This window comes from Vreelandella rituensis, from assembly GCF_003336665.1.
Classification (GTDB): domain Bacteria; phylum Pseudomonadota; class Gammaproteobacteria; order Pseudomonadales; family Halomonadaceae; genus Vreelandella; species Vreelandella rituensis.
Genome location: NZ_QPIJ01000011.1, coordinates 47,884 through 65,133 on the forward strand (window position 1 = coordinate 47,884; position 17,250 = coordinate 65,133).

Annotated in this window: 17 protein-coding genes; 15 read left to right on the top strand and 2 right to left on the bottom strand. The window is 59.0% G+C overall.

The features are described from left to right. Positions 1-71 precede the first annotated feature (71 nt). From DU506_RS06955 to DU506_RS07025, 15 genes are all read left to right on the top strand, one after another. Entirely contained in the window at positions 72-1,253 is a 1,182-nt protein-coding gene (locus DU506_RS06955; RefSeq protein WP_114486215.1) for a 1-acyl-sn-glycerol-3-phosphate acyltransferase, read from the top strand. 120 nt (positions 1,254-1,373) lie between these two features. Then, on the top strand, positions 1,374-1,658 hold the full coding sequence (locus DU506_RS06960; protein ID WP_114486216.1) for a hypothetical protein: 285 nt from the start codon (positions 1,374-1,376) through the stop codon (positions 1,656-1,658). A 106-nt stretch (positions 1,659-1,764) separates the two neighbouring features. Then, positions 1,765-3,801: a methionine--tRNA ligase gene (gene metG / locus DU506_RS06965; RefSeq protein WP_114486217.1), complete on the top strand. Its 2,037-nt coding sequence runs from the start codon at positions 1,765-1,767 to the stop codon at positions 3,799-3,801. A 42-nt stretch (positions 3,802-3,843) separates the two neighbouring features. Further along, entirely contained in the window at positions 3,844-4,425 is a 582-nt protein-coding gene (rsxA, locus tag DU506_RS06970) for an electron transport complex subunit RsxA (protein ID WP_114486218.1), read from the top strand. Between the two features lie 7 nt (positions 4,426-4,432). Beyond that, positions 4,433-5,035, top strand: coding sequence for an electron transport complex subunit RsxB (gene rsxB, locus DU506_RS06975; RefSeq protein ID WP_114486219.1), 603 nt, complete (start codon positions 4,433-4,435; stop codon positions 5,033-5,035). Continuing rightward, positions 5,019-6,692 carry an electron transport complex subunit RsxC gene (gene rsxC, locus DU506_RS06980; protein WP_114486220.1) on the top strand — a complete coding sequence of 558 codons (1,674 nt, stop codon included), beginning with the start codon at positions 5,019-5,021 and terminating at the stop codon, positions 6,690-6,692. Before rsxB ends, rsxC begins: the two co-directional genes overlap by 17 nt. Further along, the gene (locus DU506_RS06985; RefSeq protein ID WP_114486221.1) at positions 6,689-7,759 is read left to right on the top strand and encodes an RnfABCDGE type electron transport complex subunit D; all 1,071 of its coding nucleotides are present in this window, start codon (positions 6,689-6,691) and stop codon (positions 7,757-7,759) included. The genes rsxC and DU506_RS06985 overlap by 4 nt, the downstream gene beginning before the upstream one ends. Beyond that, positions 7,756-8,397 (top strand): electron transport complex subunit RsxG, encoded by a 642-nt coding sequence (rsxG, locus tag DU506_RS06990; protein WP_114486222.1) that lies wholly within the window; start codon positions 7,756-7,758, stop codon positions 8,395-8,397. The genes DU506_RS06985 and rsxG overlap by 4 nt, the downstream gene beginning before the upstream one ends. Next, on the top strand, positions 8,394-9,092 hold the full coding sequence (locus DU506_RS06995) for an electron transport complex subunit E (protein ID WP_114486223.1): 699 nt from the start codon (positions 8,394-8,396) through the stop codon (positions 9,090-9,092). Before rsxG ends, DU506_RS06995 begins: the two co-directional genes overlap by 4 nt. A gap of 20 nt (positions 9,093-9,112) precedes the next feature. Further along, complete coding sequence (gene nth / locus DU506_RS07000; RefSeq protein ID WP_114486224.1) at positions 9,113-9,751, top strand: endonuclease III; 639 nt, start codon at positions 9,113-9,115, stop codon at positions 9,749-9,751. Positions 9,752-9,887: 136 nt separating this feature from the next. After that, positions 9,888-10,166 carry a hypothetical protein gene (locus tag DU506_RS07005; RefSeq protein WP_114486225.1) on the top strand — a complete coding sequence of 93 codons (279 nt, stop codon included), beginning with the start codon at positions 9,888-9,890 and terminating at the stop codon, positions 10,164-10,166. Positions 10,167-10,273: 107 nt separating this feature from the next. Beyond that, positions 10,274-10,648 carry a response regulator transcription factor gene (locus DU506_RS07010; RefSeq protein ID WP_114486226.1) on the top strand — a complete coding sequence of 125 codons (375 nt, stop codon included), beginning with the start codon at positions 10,274-10,276 and terminating at the stop codon, positions 10,646-10,648. Beyond that, positions 10,645-12,705 carry a 3'-5' exonuclease gene (locus DU506_RS07015; RefSeq protein WP_114486227.1) on the top strand — a complete coding sequence of 687 codons (2,061 nt, stop codon included), beginning with the start codon at positions 10,645-10,647 and terminating at the stop codon, positions 12,703-12,705. The genes DU506_RS07010 and DU506_RS07015 overlap by 4 nt, the downstream gene beginning before the upstream one ends. Then, positions 12,702-12,917: a hypothetical protein gene (locus tag DU506_RS07020; protein WP_114486228.1), complete on the top strand. Its 216-nt coding sequence runs from the start codon at positions 12,702-12,704 to the stop codon at positions 12,915-12,917. Before DU506_RS07015 ends, DU506_RS07020 begins: the two co-directional genes overlap by 4 nt. A gap of 1 nt (position 12,918) precedes the next feature. Beyond that, a complete protein-coding gene (locus DU506_RS07025; RefSeq protein WP_114486229.1) occupies positions 12,919-15,708 on the top strand; it encodes a sensor histidine kinase in 2,790 nt (929 codons plus the stop codon). On the opposite strand, the gene DU506_RS07030 is transcribed toward DU506_RS07025, so the two are convergent. Next, positions 15,705-16,847 (bottom strand): DUF294 nucleotidyltransferase-like domain-containing protein, encoded by a 1,143-nt coding sequence (locus DU506_RS07030; RefSeq protein ID WP_114486230.1) that lies wholly within the window; start codon positions 16,845-16,847, stop codon positions 15,705-15,707. The genes DU506_RS07025 and DU506_RS07030 overlap by 4 nt on opposite strands. A gap of 22 nt (positions 16,848-16,869) precedes the next feature. After that, complete coding sequence (locus DU506_RS07035; protein ID WP_114486231.1) at positions 16,870-17,214, bottom strand: HlyU family transcriptional regulator; 345 nt, start codon at positions 17,212-17,214, stop codon at positions 16,870-16,872. Positions 17,215-17,250: the final 36 nt, after the last annotated feature.

The following is a 17,250-nucleotide window of genomic DNA, read 5'->3' on the forward strand; positions in this document are numbered from 1 at the left end:
GCGTTTTTACTGATATTTTTCTTGTACGCCCTTTTCGCTAACTCTTATTTTGGCACCAGCCTACGGATCGCATGACTCATACCCCTGATGCCCTTTCTACCGCCGACACCCAAGACCCATGGGCCGATGTCCGTCCTTACATGGATCACGAAGTTGCCGAGGTACTCACACGCCTGTCACACGATGCCGAACTGCTCGATGCGTTGACGCAATTTCGCTTGCCTCGCCTGGCACGCTGGGCACCGCCCCTGGCCCGCACCTTGGCAGGCATTGCCATACGCCGTGAGGTCAAGGGCGTGACCACGGTGCGCGATTTTCAAATGCGTATCGCGCATTACATGGACCGCATGATTCGCACTACCACCGATGCCTTTCAGGTCGAAGGGCTGGACAAGCTCGACCCTGGCAGTGCCTATCTGTTCATCGGCAATCATCGCGATATTGCCCTCGATCCGGCATTCGTCAACTATGCGTTGTATCAGGCGGATCGCGACACGGTACGTATTGCCATCGGTGATAACCTCTTGAAAAAACCCTACGTTACCGACCTGATGCGCTTGAACAAGAGCTTCATCGTGCCACGTAGTGCAAGGGGCAAGCGCGCCATGCTGGCGGCTTATCAGACGCTTTCGTCCTATATCCGCCATTCGATCCTCGAAGACAATCACTCGATATGGATGGCCCAGCGCGAAGGTCGTGCCAAAAACGGCATCGACCGCACCGACCCGGCCATCATCAAGATGCTGACCATGGCCAGGCGCACCGCCGACCGTAACGTCGATTTCGGTGAAGCCGTCAAGGAACTCAAACTGGTACCGGTCTCGATCAGCTACGAATACGATCCCTGCGATATGCAGAAGGCGCAGGAGTTACACGCCATTCATACGCAGGGCGAGTATGCCAAGGGCGAATTCGAGGACATCAGCTCGATCGTGACCGGCATTACCGGCGCGAAAGGTCGCGTGCAGCTGCGTTTCGGTAGCCCCATCGGGGCCGACATCGCCACCCCGGATGAAGCCGCGGCGGAAATCGACCGTCAGGTGATCGGTGGCTATCGTTTGTTTCCCAGCCATTACCTGGCACTCGAAGCGCTGGGAGATGCCCCCGAACTGGTGGCGCGCAACGCCATTACTCCCGCCGACCGTGAACGCTTCAAGCAACGCCTAGCAGAGGTGCCGGAGGAATTACGCCCCTGGTGGCTGGCGCAATACGCAAATCCGGTAAAACATAAAGCTGGACGCCTGGCCCTCTGAGTGGCCGGTGCCAGGCAAGGCGCAACCTCGCCATGTCGGCCGTGAGAAAAAATGCTATGGTCAGCGAATTCACCGGCATTGCCTTGTCTCACCGCCGGCCGCGACCACAAGGAGATTGTCATGTCTGCATCTGAAATTCAGAAAACTCGTATTATCAATGAGCTACGCGACTTTGTGCGCAAATTACTCCAAGACCCCAAGATCTTGGATCAGTCGCTCGACATCGCGCGCAAGCATTTAGCGGAAGAAGGCAGCAGCGCCGAAGTCATGGCGCGTATCGCCAATGATATTTCCGATACCACCAGCGTGCATATTCCTGAAGACCCGGCCGAGCATTCGGATGCGGATAAGCTTTATCTCGAATTGTTAAAAGAAGTGGTTCAGGAAGAACAAGGCCTGTACTGAGCCGACCCGGGGTTTGAGGGGCTGGATGCAACCACGGGCGAAGATCGCTACAATCTTCGCCCCCTTTTCTTGTTACCGTCTGATGCCAACGGAAGTGTCAATCACCATGTCGAATACCGCCACGCGCAAGATACTGGTCACCAGCGCCCTGCCCTATGCCAACGGCGCCATCCACCTTGGCCATTTGCTGGAATACATCCAGACCGATATCTGGGTGCGTTTCCAGAAAAGCCGCGGCCAGCAATGCCATTATGTGTGCGCCGACGACGCCCATGGCACCGCCATCATGCTGCGTGCGGAACAGGAAGGCATCACCTCACAAGCCTTGATCGAGCGTGTTTCACGGGATCATCAGGAAGACTTCGCCCGCTTCGGGGTGGCATTCGACAACTACCATTCCACGCATTCAGACGAAAACCGTTATTTCAGCGAATTGATTTACACGCGGCTACGCGACAAGGGTCATATCGCCACTCGCGACATCGAACAGATGTACGACCCCCAGAAAGGCCTGTTTCTGGCGGATCGCTTCATCAAGGGCACCTGCCCCAAATGCCGTACCGAGGATCAATACGGCGACAACTGCGAAGCGTGCGGCGCGACGTATACCCCGGCCGAATTGATCAACCCGGTCTCGGCCATTTCCGGTGCCACGCCGGAAATCAGAAGCTCGACTCATTACTTCTTCAAGCTACCGGATTTCGTCGAGTTCCTGCAGCGCTGGATCGACGCCGGCCATGTTCAGCCACAGATCAGAAACAAGCTGATGGAGTGGTTCGAGTCCGGCTTCAATGAATGGGACATTTCCCGGGACGCCCCTTATTTCGGCTTCGAAATTCCCGATGCGCCGGGCAAGTACTTCTATGTATGGCTGGACGCCCCTATCGGTTATCTGGCCAGTTTCAAGAACCTCTGTGACCGCGAAGGCATCGATTTCGATAGTTATTGGGCACCGGACTCCGATGCCGAGATCTATCATTTCATCGGCAAGGACATCGTGTACTTTCACGCATTGTTCTGGCCGGCCATGCTGCATGGTGCCGATTTCCGCACCCCCACGGCGGTCAATTGCCATGGTTTCGTGACCGTGGACGGTGCCAAGATGTCCAAGTCTCGCGGGACGTTCATCAAGGCGGCTACCTATGCCGACCACCTGAATCCGGAATATCTGCGCTATTACTTTGCCGCCAAATTGACCTCGGGTGTCGATGACCTCGACTTGAACCTCAGCGATTTTGCCGCCCGGGTAAATTCAGACCTGGTGGGCAAGGTAGTCAACATCGCCAGCCGCTGCGCAGGCTTCGTCAAGAAGCTCGGTGATAGCACGCTTTCGGCGCATTGCACCCAACCGGATATGCTGGCACGTTTCATTGCCGCCGGCGATGTCATCGCCGAGGATTTCGAAAGCCGCGATTTCGGACGCGCCATGCGTAAAGTGATGGAGCTCGCCGACGAAGCCAATACCTACATTGCCGAAAAGGAACCCTGGGTGCTGGCCAAACAGCCAGGCCACGAACAGGAAGTATTGGAAATCTGTTCGGTAGGCATCAACCTTTTCCGCCAATTAATGGTCTATCTAGCGCCTGTGGTCCCGGCCATGGCCGAACAGGCACGCGAGTTTCTCAACCTGGAAACCCTCGACTGGCATAGCCGACATGACGTCTTGTTCGCCCATGAAATCAAGAAGTTCAAACCGCTGATGACGCGGGTGGAACGTGACAGGATTGACGCCATGATCGAAGCCTCGAAGGAGGATCTGGTGGTGGAACAAAAACTCAAGGCAGCCCCCAAGGGGCCGCTGGCTGAAGAGCCGATTGCCCCCGAGATAGGCTTTGAAGATTTCAGCAAGGTCGACTTGCGTATCGTGCGGATCGCCAAGGCTGAATACGTCGAAGGTGCCGACAAGCTGCTTAAACTGACCCTCGACCTTGGCGGCGAGACACGTACGGTGTTCTCGGGCATTCGCTCCGCCTACGCCCCGGAAGCTCTGGAAGGACGCCTGACGATCATGGTGGCCAACCTGGCACCGCGCAAGATGCGCTTCGGCATATCGGAAGGCATGGTGCTGGCTTCAGCCAACGACGAAGGTATCTACCTGCTATCGCCGGACGCAGGCGCCGAACCGGGGCAACGTGTTACCTGAACGTGTCGTCCATACCCACAGAAATCGCCGCTGTCTCTGCTGATGAATGAACTGTTATTGATTCTTATCGGCACGGCGTTGGTCAACAATTTCGTGCTGGTCCAGTTTCTAGGGCTGTGCCCCTTCATGGGGGTTTCCAGCAAGCTGGAACCCGCCATGGGCATGTCCTTGGCGACCACCTTTGTGCTGACCCTGGCCTCGGCGGCAAGCTACGTGGTCTATCATGCATTACTGGTGCCCTTGGGTGTCGAATACCTGCGCACCATTGCCTTTATCGTGGTGATTGCCGCCGTGGTGCAATTCACCGAGGTCATGGTACGCAAGCTGAGCCCCATGCTGCACCAGGTGCTGGGGATTTTTCTGCCGTTGATTACCACCAACTGTGCGGTTCTAGGTGTGGCGCTTTTGTCGCTCAATCGTCAATTGAGTTTCTTGCACACCACCCTTTACGGTCTGGGCGCGGCCATGGGGTTTTCTCTGGTACTGGTGCTGTTCGCCGCTATGCGCGAACGCCTGGCCGATGCCGACATACCCAAGCCGTTTCGCGGTGCGGCAATCGCCATGGTGACCGCCAGCCTCATGTCGCTGGCGTTTCTGGGCTTTTCCGGACTCGCACAAGGCTGAAAACCTCATGATCCAATGGTTGACTGACAATACCCTTATCAGCGCGATTAGCGTATTGGTCGGCATGGCGGTAATTTTCGGTGCCGTGCTGGGCTTTGTCGGTGAACGCTTCAAGGTACAGGGCGACCCGGTCGTCAAGAAGATCGATGCCTTGCTTCCTCAGACCCAGTGCGGCCAATGCGGCTACCCGGGCTGTCGCCCTTACGCCGAAGCGATCAGTGCCGGCGATGACATCAACAAGTGCCCGCCCGGTGGCGAAGACACCATCCAGGCCTTGGCTGATTTATTGGGGCGTGAGCCTACACCCCTGGACGGCGTCGCCCAGGACACTCCCAAGGTAGCTTTTATCCGCGAAGAGGAATGCATCGGCTGCACCAAATGCATTCAGGCTTGCCCGGTGGATGCCATTCTGGGGGCCGCCAAACAAATGCATACGGTTATTGCCGCTGAATGCACCGGCTGCGATCTATGTATCGAGCCCTGCCCGGTGGATTGTATCGACATGCTCCCCCGGCTGGATGCCTGGCAACCGGTGGTTATTCTGCCTCTGGAACATGAAGCTGTTCTGCCGCTGGAACACGAAGGAGCCAACCATGGCACGCGCCTTTGATTTCGCCGGCGGCATTCATCCCCCCGAGCGCAAGACATTGTCCACCTCGGCACCGCTGAGTGCCGCTTCGCTTCCGGCACGGGTGGTGTTGCCGCTGAAACAGCACAGCGGCAATGCCGCCCTTGCCTGTGTCGAGCCTGGCCAATACGTGCGCACCGGTGAATGCATCGCCCGGCGTGACGGCATGATTTCCGCCGACCTGCATGCCAGCATCAGCGGCCATGTAGCCGAGCTTACGGACACACAAATAACCATAGTGGGTGACGGCTGTGATGAATGGCTGCTCATGCCCGTCCTTGACTGGCGCACTACCGACTCCCGAAGTCTGCTCGAACGGCTGGATGAAAGCGGCGTGGTGGGGTTGGGTGGCGCGGGCTTTCCCACTCAGATAAAAGCCCGTGTACGTGAGCGTCATGCGCTGGATACCTTGATCGTCAATGCCGCGGAGTGTGAGCCCTACATCACCGCCGACGACATGACGCTGCGCAGCTTTGCGCTGGAGGTACTGGAAGGCGCCCAGCTGATGGCGCATCTGGCGGGCGCCGAGCGCATCCTTATCGGTATCGAAGACAACAAGCCTGAAGCCGTCGCCGTCTTGAACCAGGCGCTAAACCATAGCACTCCCCTGCCGGTGGAACTCAAGGTCATCGCCACTCGCTACCCCAGCGGCGGCGAGCGCCAGTTGATCAAGAAACTCCTCGACAGAGAAGTGCCCAGCGGCGGATTGCCGGCGGATGTGGGGGTACTTTGCCATAATCCAGGCACCTTGCTGGCCGCCTTGCAGGCGGTGCGCGATGGCACGCCTCTGGTGTCGCGTATCCTGACCTTGACCGGAGAAGCGCTTGCGCGACCGGCTAATGTGACCGCCCGGCTGGGCACCTCGATTGGGGCATTGCTCCAGACCGCCGGGCTGGAGGAAAAACGCCTGTTTCGCCTGATTCAGGGTGGCCCGATGATGGGGACAACCCTGGAAAGCCTTGAACTGCCGGTCACCAAGGCCACCAACTGCCTGATTGCCGCCACTCAAGAAGAACTTCCGCCATCGCCGCCCGAGCAGCCCTGCATCCGCTGCGGTGCCTGTGAAGAGGTCTGCCCGGCAGCGCTGCTTCCCCAGCAGCTGCATTGGTACGCCCGAGCCGAACAGGACGAACGCCTGTCCCGCTACCATCTATTCGACTGCATTGAATGTGGTGCCTGCAGCTACGTCTGCCCCAGTCACATTCCGCTGGTCGAAGACTACCGCAACGCCAAGCAACGCATCCGCTATCAGCAACTCGAAACGGCCAAGGCAGAACATGCACGCCACCGCTTCGAATTCCGCCAGGCACGACTAGCCCGCGAGGAAGCCGAAAAGCAGGCCCGGCGCGAAGCGCGCCGCAACACCGGTCGCCGCGCAACGCCTGCGTCTTCCACAAGCGCCGGGCAAGCCGACTTGCAGGGCTTGCGAATTGCCCAGGCGGCCGCCAAGGCAGCAGTCAAGAAAGCCGAAAAAGTCCTGATGCGTACCGCCCAACAGGACCCTCATCAGGATCTCAGCGATCTGGAAACCCAGGTCGCCACCGCCCGTGAAAATCTTGAAGCCGCCGAGGCCCGTCTGGCGTCGGCACGTGCCGAAACCGCTCCAGATATCCCCCAGACCGACAAGGGCACTTCATGAGCATGATGCATGCCTCATCTCACGCCGACACCGGCCTTGCCAGCCGCACCACGCCGCCGGATACCACCCGGCTGATGCGCTGGGTATTACTGGCGATGCTACCGGGCATTGGCGTCATGACCTTGCATTTCGGTATCGGCGTGCTGACCAACATCCTTCTTGCCGGTTTGCTGGGCATGGGGCTTGAAGCGTTGATGCTACGCCTGAGAAAGCGCAGCATTCGCCCGACCTTGAACGACCATAGTGCCCTGCTGAGCGGCGTGCTGCTGGGCGTCTCCTTGCCTCCCGCCAGCCCCTGGTGGTTGATTGGCGTGGGTATGATCGCGGCCATCGTGGTTGCCAAGCACCTTTACGGGGGCCTGGGACATAACCCTTTCAACCCGGCAATGGTCGGCTACGCCCTGCTGCTGGTGTCTTTTCCCACCCAGATGACCTTATGGTCGCCTCCCACCGGCATGGGGGAAGACTTCTCCACTGCCCTACGACAATTCATGGGAATGATGTCAGCCGCCGAACTGGATGCATTGAGCGGGGCGACACCCCTGGATGCCTTCAAGCACAAGGGCGAAGCGCTCATGGCCAGTGAATTCTGGGCGGCCAATCCGTTGCCGTCGGGTACGCTGCTTGCCTGGCAGCATGTCGCCCTGGCCTGGCTGGCGGGGGGCATGCTGCTGCTCTACAAGCGCATCATCAGCTGGCATATTCCATTGGCCATGCTCGGCAGTATGCTGGCGCTTTCCACCTTGCTTTATGCAGGCGACCCCAGCCATCACGGCTCACCTTCGTTTCATCTTCTTACCAGCGGCGCCATGCTCGGGGCGTTCTTTATCGCGACCGACCCAGTTTCCGCCGCCACCAGCCGCAAGGGCAAGCTGATATACGGCGCGGCCATAGGGCTATTGGTAATCCTGCTGCGGACTTACGGCGCCTATCCGGATGCCGTGGCATTTTCAGTGCTGTTGATGAACCTGGCGGTCCCCTTGCTGGATTACTACAGCGACCCTCGCCCTATGGGCCACCCTGCACCTGTACGCGGTTATCAGCCACCGCCGGAGGATCGTTCATGACAATCGCTCAAGCGATGCTCAGAGGCGCTCTGGCACTCGGCTGTTTTGCCTTGATTACCGCCGGGAGTGTCGGCCTCACCCGGGCCCTCACCGCTGAACGTATCGAGGCCAACCAGCTTGCGTTCCAGCATCGACAGCTGCGTGAGGTGCTGCCGGAACCCTTGGCACAGCTTGAAGGACATACCCTGCTCGATGGCGCTTTTCGGCTGCCGGAGGCTAGCTCCCTGGGCCATAAGGAAGCCGAGACCGTAGAAGGCTGGCGGGCTCATCAGGGCAACCACCAGGCGCTGATCTTGCCGGCGGTGAGTCGCCAAGGCTACAGCGGAGCAATTCATCTGCTGGTGGGACTCGATCAAAACGCTCGTATCAGCGGGGTGCGGGTGACATATCATAAGGAAACGCCCGGCCTGGGTGACAAGATAGAGCGACGCAAGAGCGACTGGATTACCCGCTTCGATGGATTGTCTCTGGAAAGCCTGGCGCCTTCCGGCTGGGCGGTGGACAAGGACGGTGGCGCTTTCGACAGTTTCAGTGGCGCCACCATCACCCCGCGTGCGGTGGTGTCAGCGGTGCATCAGGCACTGCTCTATGTCGAGGAACATCAGTTGCTGGATACAGTTGAGGAGAGCTCGCCATGAGCCAGTTCAATGACCTGGCCCGCAATGGCTTGTGGTCAAACAACCCGGCGCTGGTGCAACTGCTGGGGTTGTGCCCGTTGCTGGCGGTCACCAATAGCGTGGTCAATGCCCTGGGGCTGGGGTTGGCCACGCTTCTGGTGCTGGTGGGCGCCAGCACCACAGTCTCCCTGATTCGCCACCAGGTTCCCGCCTCGGTACGGCTACCCGCCTTCGTGATGATCATCGCCGCCTTCGTGACCTGCGCCGAATTGCTGATGGCAGCGTACACCTACGCGCTTTACCAGATCCTGGGCATCTTCATTCCGCTGATCGTGACCAACTGCGCGATTCTCGGGCGCGCCGATGCATTTGCTTCACGTAACCCAGTACTGCCCGCAGCCACCGACGGCCTGATGATGGGGCTGGGGTTCGCTGTGGTATTGGTCGTGCTCGGTGCCTTACGCGAAGTACTCGGCCAGGGCACCCTGTTCAGCGGCATGCCGTTACTGTTCGGCCCCATGGCCACCGGCTGGGAGCTCACCCTGATCGCCGATTATCAGTTCCTGTTTTTCGTCCTGCCGCCAGGCGCCTTCTTCGTCACCGGCCTTTTGATTGCCGGGAAGAACCTTCTGGACGAGCGTGGTCGTAAGCGACGCCAAGCCGTGCCCAGCAAACGCTCCGATCGTCGCGTGCGGGTCACCGGCACGATCAAATAGAGCCAACAAAGAGTCAGCCTATGAATGCCGAGAAACGCTACGAGATTTTCGCGCGCCTGAAAGCGGAAAACCCCAACCCGACCACCGAGCTAAAATGGACAAGCCCGTTCGAGTTGCTGGTCGCCGTATTGCTTTCCGCGCAAGCCACGGATGTGGGCGTCAACAAGGCCATGGTTAAGTTGTTTCCCGTGGCCAATACCCCCCAGGGCATTGTCGATCTAGGCCTCGACGGACTGAAAGAGCACATCAAGACCATCGGCCTTTACAACACCAAGGCCAACAACCTGATGAAAACCTGCCATCTTCTGCTCGAAAAGCACGCTGGCGAAGTACCCCGGCGCCGAGAGGACCTCGAAGCCCTGCCCGGCGTTGGCCGCAAGACGGCCAATGTGATTCTCAATACCGCTTTCGGTGAACCCACCATTGCGGTGGATACGCATATCTTTCGCGTCGCCAACCGTACCGGCATCGCCAAGGGCAAGAACGTGACGGAAGTGGAGCGGAAACTGTTGCGTCACGTACCCAGGAAATTTCTCCACGACGCTCACCATTGGCTGATTCTGCACGGCCGTTATACCTGTGTCGCACGCAAACCACGTTGCGGCAGCTGCATCATCGAAGACCTCTGCGAGTACCCGGAAAAGACCGAGCTGGCTTGATTGCCCCTCCCCGAAATCTTATTTTTAAATCCTGAAAAGTTACTTTTATTGCCAGTTTAGCCCGAAGGTCGTAGAGCCTCGCCCCGGGTCAAGGCGCTAGTCTGCTGGGGATTAGTGATTCATTTTCGAGGTTTTCATGCAAGATATCTGGCTCCCCCTTTTATTGGCTGCGTCTTTCGGTGCCTTTACCGGCTCTCTGTTCCGCCTGACTCGGCGCCCCGGCTACCAGCGTCCCTTCCTGTTTCCCGTACTCGGGTTGTTGGGGGGTATCGCCGCTTTCATGATCCACTATGTTCTCGCCTCGGTAACCGGAGCGCCGGCCTGGCTGCTGCCGGTACTGGTGGTCTTGCAGGTGTGGTTATGGCTCGGACCGCTGGGACCCAAGTTGCGACCGGCCAAACAACCCGAGCCATGAGCCGATGCGCTCATTCGGCCAAGGTCGTCTTGGCCGGTATTCCCGCAGCCTCTAGACTCTTTGAATAAAGCCAAATCCTAATAATGAACAAGATCGGGAGAACCTCAATGGCCAGAGTGCTAGTGGTCGACGATGAGCCCAACATCGTACTCTCGCTGGAATTTCTGATGGAACAGGCTGGGTTTGACGTAGTCACCGCCGAAGATGGGGAAAGCGCCCTGGCATGCGTCAACGACGCGATACCGGATCTGATTCTGCTCGATATCAGCTTGCCCGGCATCAGCGGCTTCGATGTGCTCGAGCAGCTTCGCGCAGACAGCGACAAAGCACACTTGCCCATCATCATGCTTACTGCCCACGGTCGCGAGGTCGAACGTGAAAAAGGCATGGCACTGGGTGCCGATGATTACATCACCAAGCCCTTTTCCACCCAGGCGCTGGTCAGCAAGGTCAAGGCGCTACTCGCCGAGACGGATAAATGACCTCCCGCGGCCTGCCCAAGCGTCAGAAGCTGATCGGCCTGTGGCTGGCTCTCAGCGGGGTCAGTATTTTTGGGGGCGCCGTTTTCGCCATGTGGCTCGACGCCCAGCTACAGCCCGAAGGCTTCACCCGCCTCGCGTTATGGCTGGGCAGTTTTTCCGGTGGCGGAACGATTTTTCTGGTGGGCTTGTTGCTCGAACGCATGCTGTTCACTCCCCTGCGTCACCTACAGGTGCAACTGGCCCGGCTGGTGGCCAATCCGGATGCCCGGGATGAATACCCCCCGGAAGGCTGGCTGAAAAGTCTGGGTCCCGATTTACGTCGCGTCAGAGAAAGCTGGCGTGCGGATCGTAGCCGTTTAGCCACGGCCCATACCGAAGGTGCCCGGAGTGCCGCTCGGATTCGCCAGGAACTGGAAACCTTACTTCAGGTATTGGACACGCCGTTATTGCTGTGCGACCAACATCGCCGCCTGATGCTCTTCAACCAGGCTGCTGAAGATTTTTTCGATGGCAATACCAGCCTGGGGTTAGGCAAGCGTCTTGAAGCCCTTCTTCCGGTAGCCAGCCTGCAGGAGGTGCTCAGCCAGCTGCCCGCCGACGGTTCTCCACGCGAATTGTTGACGCCCTGTGAAGAACGCTGGTTGAGAGTGGTGCTGCGCCGGGTTCCCGGCAGTGATGGCGAAACCCTGCTGACCTTCAACGATGCCACCGCCGCCTGGTCCCGTGAAATGGGAATTCGCGCCGAGCTTGCCGAAATGCTGCCTCCCTTACGCCGGCATAGCGCCAGCTTGACCAGTGCCGCCGATGCCTTGATTCAGCTACGCGAGCAAGGCACGCAAAGCACCACGCTGCGTCAGCGTCTGGAAAGTGTCATCGATGAAGAAAGCCAGACCCTGGGCGAGAACGTTGCCCGAATGGGCGCGCTGCTCGAGGCGATGCACCAGCAGGGCGAGCGCCTGACGCCCATGTGGTCCAATGATTTCTGGCAGGCACTCGATGAGCGCCTCGACCCGGAGCATCGCTTGATCACCCCGATCGGCATGCCGTCCTGGTTTCGCGGTGACGCCCCGGCCTTGATCGCGCTGCTGGATTCCCTGGTGCAGTATCTGAGTGCCTATCTGCCGGACAATGGGTTCGAGGGGGAGGTTTGCCTGGGCAACAAACGCGTGTATCTCGACCTGATATGGCGAGGCAAACCGATTCCCGAGCGTGAATTGGCCAACTGGTGTCAGCAAGACTTACCGTCGCTGCCGCTCAATCCCAAGGTCAGCGATGTGCTGCGCCAACATGCCAGCGATATCTGGAGCCTGGCCGACCCGGGTGGCGAGTACGCCCGGCTGCGCCTGCCCTTGCCGGCTACCGAGCGCGTCGGCGCCCCCCGGCAGCAAACCCCACCCCGCCCGGAATTTCACGATTTCGGTATTGCCGACTTGCCGCATCCCGATGAAGCCTTGGCCAACCGTAGCCTGCGCAGCCTGGAAGTCGTCGCCTTCGATACCGAAACCACCGGGCTGGAGTTACGCCGGGGCGATAGCGTGATTAGTCTGGGCGCCTGCCGGGTGGTCAATGCGCGCTTGCTGGCAAGCGAGGTATTCGACCAGAAAGTCGATCCCAAGCGTCCCATCCCGCCGGCCAGCACCGCGATTCACGGGCTCACCGATGCCGATGTCGCCGGGGCACCACCGCTGGACATCGTTCTGGCACGCTTTCGCGATTACGTGGGTGAGGCCGTTCTACTGGCGCATAATGCGGCCTTCGACATGCTTGCCATCAGCCAGAAGGGCGTCGATTTCGATATTCCGGTCCTGGATACCCTGCTGATTTCGCGCGCGCTCGACGAGGCTATCGATGGACACGACCTGGACAGTCTGTCCCAGCGTTACGACCTGGAATTTCCGCCCGGCACGCGCCACACTGCCTTGGGCGATGCGCGAGTTACCGCTGAGCTTTGGCTGGCCTTGCTACCCCGTCTGGAAGCGCGTGGCATCGACACCCTGGAGCAATTGCTTGCGCTTCAGTCCAACGCCTTCGACAAGCAGGACGCCAGCGCCTCATGAGCATCACACCTCAACATCGACCGCGTCGCGTTCAGGAGCGCCTTGTCGCGCTGATCATCCTCGCCCTGCTGCTGTTCTGCCCGCCGTTGCTGTTGGTGATAGACGCTCTGCCCGCTGCGGGGCTGTCTTGGTTGCCACTGTACATTTTCATCGCCTGGGCCACGCTTATCGGTTTGACCGCCTGGTTGATGGAAGACGGTTCAAAGCACTGAAATGCGTACTGATCCGGTCATCTTAAGCGTTGCCTTCGGCTATTTGGCATTGCTGTTCGTGGTGGCGGCCTGGGGAGACCGGCGCGCCGAACAGGGTCGCTCGTTAATCGGCTCTCCCACCGTTTACGCCCTTTCGATCGCGGTTTACTGCACTGCCTGGACGTTTTACGGCAGTGTCGGCCGCGCCGCCGAGCACGGCCCCAGCTTTCTGCTGATTTACCTCGGCCCTACGCTCGCCATGCTGATGGCGCCGCTGCTGATACGCAAGATGGTGCGTATCGCCGCTCGCCAACGCATTACCTCGATCGCCGATTTCATCAGTGCGCGTTATGGCAAAAGCTCAAGCCTGGGTGCCCTGGTCGCCTTGTTCGCCCTGGTCACCATCACGCCCTATATCGCCTTGCAGCTGAAGGCCATCACCGTCAGTCATGCAGTTCTGGTCAATTATCCCGATTCTGCGGATACCAGCCTTGTCGATGAAGCCTTCTGGATGGACAAGTCCTTTTGGGTAGCCTTGGTGCTGGCAGTATTCATCATCCTGTTTGGAACACGGCATCTGGATGCCAGCGAGCGTCATGAAGGCATGGTCGCGGCCATTGCCCTGGAATCGTTGGTCAAACTCATCGCCTTTCTGGCGGTAGGCATCTTCGTGGTATTCGTCATGTTCGAAGGCCCCGGCGAGCTGTTCAGTCAGGTTGCCGCCACGCCGGAACTGGCCCAGGCCATGAGCCTTGAATCGGTTCCCGGGGGTGCTACCGGCTGGGTCGGGATGTTGCTGCTGGCGTTTCTGGCATTTTTTACCCTGCCACGCCAATTCCAGGTCCTGGTGGTGGAGAATGTCGATGAACAGCATTTGAAGCGTGCCAGCTGGCTGTTTCCGCTTTATCTACTGGCAATCAACCTGTTCGTGATCCCCATCGCCATGGCGGGACTGCTGCTTGGCGGTCTCAGCGGCGACCCGGACAGTTTCGTGCTCACCCTGCCGCTTTCCACAGGCTCCGAAGGCTTGCCTTTGCTGGTATTTATCGGCGGGCTTTCGGCGGCTACCGGCATGGTGATCGTCGAGACCATTGCGCTTTCAACCATGGTCAGCAACCAGCTGATCATGCCATTATTGCTGCGCTCAAAACGTCTACACCTGGGTACCAAAGGGGAGCTGGCCGGGTGGCTGCTGGGCATACGCCGGGTGGCTATCGTATTGATCTTGCTGCTGGGGTATCTGTATCACGCCCTGATCGGTGATGCCTATAGCCTGGTGACGATTGGATTGGTTTCATTCGCCGGCGTGGCGCAATTCGCTCCGGCGCTGCTTATCGGTCTTTATTGGCGCGGCGCCACCCATCAGGGGGCGACACTCGGGCTTATCGCCGGCTTCATGGTATGGGCCTATACCCTGTTGATACCCGGCTTCGTTCAATCCGGCTGGTTGGATGCCGGCTTGATCAACCAGGGTCCCTGGGGCATTGGCTGGTTGCGGCCCTATGCCTTGTTCGGCCTGGAAGGCTGGGATATTTACACCCATTCCCTGCTCTGGAGCCTGTTGGCCAACGTCGGCCTGCTCGCCGGCGTCTCCTTGTTCACTCGCCAGACGCCTCTGGAACAGACCCAGGCGGCGCTGTTCACAGAGGCGATGAACCCCAACCTCCAGGCTACCTCTCTGTGGCATGGCAAGACCACTCAGGGCGAGTTACGTGAGCTGCTGAGCCGTTATCTGGGCATGCCCGCCACCCGGCGTGTGTTTGCCGTTTCAACCAATCAGACCACGACATCGCTTTCCCCTACCTTGGACGACAATGAGCAACCGGCTTCCACCGAGCTTATCACTCGCGCCGAGCAGGCCTTGGCCGGCTCTCTGGGCAGTGCTTCGGCCCGTGTGCTGATCAATTCGGTGGTACGCGGAGAAGCCCTTGACCTGGAATCGATTCTCAGCATTCTCGACACCACCTCGCAAACGCTCGAGTACAATCGTCGCCTGGAGCAGAAATCCCAGGAACTGGCGCGTATCGGTGAGGAATTGCGCGGTGCCAACGAGCGTCTGCGGGAACTCGACCGTCTGAAGGATGAGTTCGTGGCCATGGTCAGCCATGAGTTGCGCACACCACTGACCTCGATACGTGCCTTTGCCGAAATCCTGCGTGACGGCGAGAACCTTCCCGACGAGAAGAGACGTCATTTTCTAGGCGTTATCGTGCATGAAAGCCAGCGCCTGTCACGACTGATAGAAGAGATTCTCGATCTGGCGCGACTGGAGAGTGGACGCTTGACCTTGAACCCCCAACCGCTGGATCTGGCGCACCTGGCACGCCACAGCGTGGATGCCATCGCGCGGTTGCAGGAAAACCGGGGGGTCACGCTGAAAATGCAATTGGAGGCGGAACCGGCGCCGATCATCGGCGATCCGGATCGCCTCGAACAGGTCATCATCAATCTGCTCGACAATGCCGGCAAGTTCGCCGATGACACAGCCCCTGAAGTGTTGCTGAGGGTTTACCGCCACAAGAAACACTATCGCCTGAGCGTGGAAGACAACGGCCCCGGCATCAGTGAAGACGAGCGCGAACGCGTGTTCGAGAAGTTCCACCAGATTCAGCAGCACGAAGAAGAAAAAACCCGCGGGAGGCCCAAAGGCAGCGGTCTCGGCTTGCCGATCAGCCGAGGTATCGTGGCACAACTCGGGGGGCGTCTCTGGGTGGAAAACGCCACCTCACTGGATGGCGCCAGCTTGATCATGGAGCTACCCGAAGCGCCGCCAAAAGAGCCTGCATCTTCAGAAAAGCCAATCGCCACCTAACGGCTATGTGCCTGTTCCTGCGCCATACTCACCAGCCGCTTGATCTGCTGGAGATCGTACTTGAGCATATGCCGTTGGTCGTCTCGCAGCTGCGACATATCCAACCAACCATCCGCCATCTGCCCCAGCGTAAGGTTGCGACGCTGCTGGTTGAGAAGCAGTTGTTGCAAGCGCTCGAACCCCGCCCGCAAGGTGCTCACCTGCGAGGACGAAAGCGCATTGCGCTCGTTGCCAAGCACCATCAAGCGCTTGTGGGTGGATATCTCTCGACACCTATGCACCAGAGTCAGTAAACGCACCGCACTGACCAGCGGCATCAAGCCCTGACGCTTGAGATTCAGGGCATTTTCATGCGGTGCCAGAGCATCGTGACTCGCACTGATTCGCCCCAACCTGTCCAGCGCCACAGGTAGCTCATTGAGCAGCGCCGCCATTTCATCCAGGAACAACTTGGCCACGGGCAATAGCGTCATCACACTGTCGCTTAGCCGAGTTGCCAAGCGTTGCTCTCCGTATACCGGAAAGAAATCCAGCAGGATATTGGTCTGCTGTACCCTTTTGACACGCCTGTCATTGCTCCACAAGGCGAGCTGCTCGTGCCATTCATGCACACGTTTGCGCCACATCGGCCAACGCGCCATCACATGGCCGTGACACAGGGGAATTCCCGCCTCATCCAGCCGTTGGGTGAAACGCTCACCCAACGCCTGAAAGTAGCCATCGATTTCAAGGTGACGTGAGTCAGGATAATCCTCAATGAGCATGGCATTGTCCTGGTCCGGCCCCAGCAGGCTTTCGTGACGCGCAGCCGAGCCCAGGGTCAAGACACAGAACGACACCGGGGGCAAACCCCAGCCCTGTCCTTGCATTTCATTGAGAGAAAGTGAAATGGCTTCGCGGTAGATCCAGTCATTATGATCACTGATGACCTGGCTGATCCGCCAGGCAGGCAACTCATAACGTACCAGAACATCCACCAGATGAGGTTGCCAGGCGTAAGCGTCGGCAAGCTCCCTGACGTCCAACAGCGATTGCGTGGAAAAGAGGCTTTCCAGCGGCCCCATGAATGCCTGCCGGTTGAGTTGACCATGCTCCGAGAAAAGCGCCCGCCAGGGGGAAGCCCGATGCATGAGACGCATGCGCTACTCCTTAGCGGACGTTTTAGTTGCCTTCGGGGGAACTTGCTTGAGGGGATGAGCCTTGCTGACGGGGATCGGGCTCGAACATCGCATCACCGATTTCATCAATATAACGCTGCGCCTTGCTCACCATCAAGGCATCGCAGGCCTCGCGTCCGGGAAGGCTGTCGGAACGTTCAAATCGATGTTCGAGCGTATGACCCTCTGTCTGTGGATATTGGATCCAGCCACTGACCCGAAACTGCCCGCCTTGCTCTTCAGGCTGCGAGACGATCAAGTAGCCCTTGTACGCCACCGGCTCGGCCGCTTCGGGACCGCGCGCCTTGCTTTCGGCGTTGAACAAGCCGGAAAAAAGTTTTTTCAGCATCCTACCCTCCATGTCGCCGGCTGCATCGGCGGGAAA